This window comes from uncultured Amnibacterium sp. (assembly GCF_964245895.1).
Classification (GTDB): Bacteria; Actinomycetota; Actinomycetes; order Actinomycetales; family Microbacteriaceae; genus Amnibacterium.
Window position 1 is genome coordinate 1 of the sequence record NZ_CAXTOQ010000235.1, and the last position, 3,444, is coordinate 3,444.

Below are 3,444 nucleotides of genomic sequence, written 5' to 3' on the forward strand. Positions count from 1 at the left end.
GCAGCACCTCGGCGCCGTCGGGGTCGTCGCGGGTCCAGAGCGCGCTCGCGTCGCCGCCCCACTCCTCCTGCACCGCGGCGGCGAGTGCCTGCACGCGGCCAGCCATCGAGCCCGGGTAGCGGTGCACCGCGGGCGGCTGCCGGAACACCGCCGTGAGGCGCTCCGGGTCCTCGCCGGCGAGCGTCGCCGGGGCGAGGTCACCCAGGCGGGCCCGGATCTTCTCCGGCCCCGCGAACGCGGTCTCCATCGGCACCTGCTGGTCGAGCAGCATCCCGACGAGCAGGGCGAAGGGGTCGGAGGAGAGCAGCCGGTCCGCGTCCGCGTCGCCGGTGATGTGCAGGGCGGTCATGGGGCGACGGTACCGGGCGCCGGTGCTGCGGGCGCCGCCTCGACGGGCTCCTGCGCGCTCGCCACGCTGCGGAGGAGCACGGCGCTCAGCAGCACGAGCAGCCCGCAGATCGCCATCGCGGCACCCGGGTCGAGCACCGTGCCGAGCGGCCCGGCGAGCAGCGGGCCGACCCCCTGCCCGGTCATCATCCCGACGGCGAGCAGGCCGAAGCCGATCGACTCCCGGCCGTGCGGCAGCGCGTCGCGGAACGCCGCCTGCCTCCCCAGCTCGTACGCGAGCCCGATCGACGAGATCAGCAGCAGCAGCGCGGCGACGGGCGGCGGCGGGTCCAGTGCGAGGGGCAGGAGGCCCGCACCCGTGAGCACGAGCAGCGGCAGCACGAGCCGCTCGCGGGTGACGGGGCGGGCGAGGCGGCCGACGAGCAGCTGGCCGAGCAGGGCGCCGGCGGGCGGGGCGCCGATGAGCAGCGCGGTGATGAGCCCGTTCGCGTGCGCGGCGCCGGCGTAGGCGACCGCGAGCGACTCCGCACCGACGAACAGCGCGAGCGGCACCCACCAGAGCAGCAGCAGCCCGCGCAGCAGCGGCACCCGCCAGACGTCGCGGTAGCCGTGCAAGGTGTCGGCGGCGCGCCAGCGCTCCCGCGCCGCAGCCACCGGGGCGAGGGTCGGCAGCCCGACGGCCAGCACGGTCGCGGCGAGCGCCTCGACGCCCGCGGCGACGAGCAGCGCCGGACCGGGGCCGAGCGCCTGCAGCGTCGCACCGCCGATCGCGATGCCGACCAGCTGCGCGGTCATGGAGGTGACCGAGAACAGCGACCGCCCGAGCACGTACCGGTCGCCGTCGAGCAGCCGCGAGACGAGCGCGGACTGCCCGGCGCTGAACAGCGGCTGCACCAGCGCGGAGAGCGCCACGACCGCGAGCCCGCCGCCGAGCCCCAGGGCGCCCCAGGCGAGCAGCAGCGCGGCCGCCATCCGCAGCAGCGCGCCGACCGGCAGCAGGACGCGGGCGGGCACCCGGTCCGCGAGGGAGGGGAGCACCGCGCCGCCGACCACCTGCGGCAGGAACCCGGCCGCGAACGCCAGGGACGACCAGAACGGCGACCGCGTCGCCTGGTAGACCGCGACCGAGAACGCGAGCACCTGCAGCGAGGCGCCCATCATGTGCAGCGCGGTGCCCGAGTACAGGGCCGGGTAGCCGCGGGATGCGAACACCTCGCGGTAGGTCGTGCGGTGCTCGGTCACCGGGCGAGCCTCGTGCCCGCCTCCGCAGGCGGCTACTCTTTCGTCCTGCAGCGAAAGGTCGCGGATGATCCGGTTCGAGGTCGGCCCCGAGGACCTCGCGGCCACGCGGTTCGCGGTCTCACCCTCGTTCGAGCTCGCGATGCTCGTCCGCACCCTCTTCCGCGCCGACCCGGCGGCACCGATCGCGCGCCGGTTCCGCAGCCGGTTCGACCCGATCCGCGACCAGTCCGGCGTGCTCGCCCTGCGGTACCTGCACGGGCCGGGCCTCGGCGCCTCCTTCTCCGTGCCGCCGCCGGCCGGGATGGGCCAGACGATCGACGACGACCTCGCCGTGCTGCGCGGCGTCGACCCCGCGGTCGTGGCGACCGAGCTCGCCGGCATCCGCGCGATCCGCCGCCCCCCGCCCGCGGTCGCAGCGCTCCTGCAGGACCCGCGCCTGCCCGAGGTGCTCGCGGACGTGACCGCGGCGGTGTGGGCGGCGCTGCTCGCCCCGGAGTGGCCGCGCGTGCGCTCGGTGCTGGAGCGCGACGTGCGGTTCCGTGCCGAGCGGCTGAGCGAGGTCGGCTGGGCCGGCGCGCTCGCGGGCATGCACGAGAGCCTCACGTGGCTCGGGAACGCCGTCGTCATCGACCGGTCCGCGGAGGCGGTGGAGGTGCTCGGCGGCCGCGGCCTGCTGCTCGTGCCGTCGGTGTTCCTCGGGCAGGGCGTCGCGGTCACCGGCGACCCGCCGTGGCAGCCGACGATCGTGTACCCGAGCCGCGGCGCCGGGCTCGTGTTCGAGGAGGCGGTCGCCGCGACCGACCCGCTCGCGCCGCTGCTCGGGAGGACGCGCGCCGGCCTCCTCCTCGCGCTCGCGACCCCCTCCTCGACGACGCAGCTCGCGGCGCTCACGGGGGCGTCCCTCGGCGCGACCGGCGACCACCTGAAGGTGCTGCTCGACGCGGGCCTGATCGCGAGGGCCCGCCTCGCCCGCTCGGTGGTCTACCGCCGGACGCCCCTCGGCGACGCGCTCACCGCCGCCGCCTGAGGGCGACTGTGCTCGCGCTCTGAACGACTTTGCTCACGCTTCTGATCGCCGTGACGCTGTTCCGGCGGCAGGAAGCGTGAGCAAGGCTCATGTGTGGAAGCCTCGGGGCATGCGCATCGGCGTCGACAGCTTCGTCTCGGCGGTCACCGACCCGGGCACCGGCCACGTGGTCGGGCCGGCGGAGCGGATGGCGCACCTGCTCGAGGAGATCGCGCTCGCCGACCGGTCGGGCCTGCACTCCTTCGGGATCGGCGAGCACCACCGCAGCGAGTACTACGACTCCGCGCCCCAGGTGATCCTCGCGGCGGCCGCCGCGCGCACGGAGCGGATCCGGCTGGGCAGCGCGGTCAAGGTGCTGAGCGCCGACGACCCGGTGCGGGTGTTCCAGCAGTTCGCCACGCTCGACCTGATCTCCGGCGGCCGGATCGATCTGGTGGTCGGGCGCGGCTCGTTCACGGAGGCGTTCCCGCTGTTCGGCCTCGACCTCGCGGACTACGACTCGCTGTTCGAGGAGAAGCTCGACCTGCTGCTGCGCCTCCGCGACTCCGTCGAGGTGACCTGGTCGGGTCGGCACCGCCCGCCGCTGAACCACCAGAGCGTCTACCCGCGCCCGCTGCAGGACCCGCTGCCGATCTGGGTCGGAGTCGGCGGCACGCCCGAGTCGTTCGCGCGCGCCGGCCTGCTCGGGCTGCCGCTGATGGTCGCGATCATCGGCGGGGAGCCGCGTCAGTTCGCTCCGCTGATCGACCTCTACCGCCGCGCGGGCGCGCACGCGGGGCACGACCCGGAGCGGCTGCAGGTCGGCCTGCACGTCTTCGGCTTCGTCG

At 75.8% G+C, this 3,444-nt stretch carries 4 protein-coding genes; 2 read left to right on the top strand and 2 right to left on the bottom strand.

Going from position 1 to position 3,444, the window contains the following annotated elements; translation table 11 throughout:
* Both ACFE60_RS18295 and ACFE60_RS18300 read right to left on the bottom strand, forming a co-directional pair.
* Nucleotides 1-349 (bottom strand): HhH-GPD-type base excision DNA repair protein (locus ACFE60_RS18295; RefSeq protein ID WP_375390281.1); only part of this gene is annotated, 349 nt, incomplete at its 3' end.
* A complete protein-coding gene (locus ACFE60_RS18300) occupies nt 346-1,590 on the bottom strand; it encodes an MFS transporter (protein WP_375390282.1) in 1,245 nt (414 codons plus the stop codon). The genes ACFE60_RS18295 and ACFE60_RS18300, both read right to left, overlap by 4 nt.
* A gap of 64 nt (nt 1,591-1,654) precedes the next feature.
* Here ACFE60_RS18300 and ACFE60_RS18305 point away from each other — a divergent pair, with 64 nt between their 5' ends.
* Both ACFE60_RS18305 and ACFE60_RS18310 read left to right on the top strand, forming a co-directional pair.
* Nucleotides 1,655-2,617 (top strand): DUF5937 family protein, encoded by a 963-nt coding sequence (locus tag ACFE60_RS18305; RefSeq protein ID WP_375390283.1) that lies wholly within the window; start codon nt 1,655-1,657, stop codon nt 2,615-2,617.
* Nucleotides 2,618-2,726: 109 nt separating this feature from the next.
* Nucleotides 2,727-3,444, top strand: a 718-nt coding sequence (locus ACFE60_RS18310; RefSeq protein ID WP_375390284.1) for an LLM class flavin-dependent oxidoreductase, incomplete at its 3' end; no start/stop codon positions are given.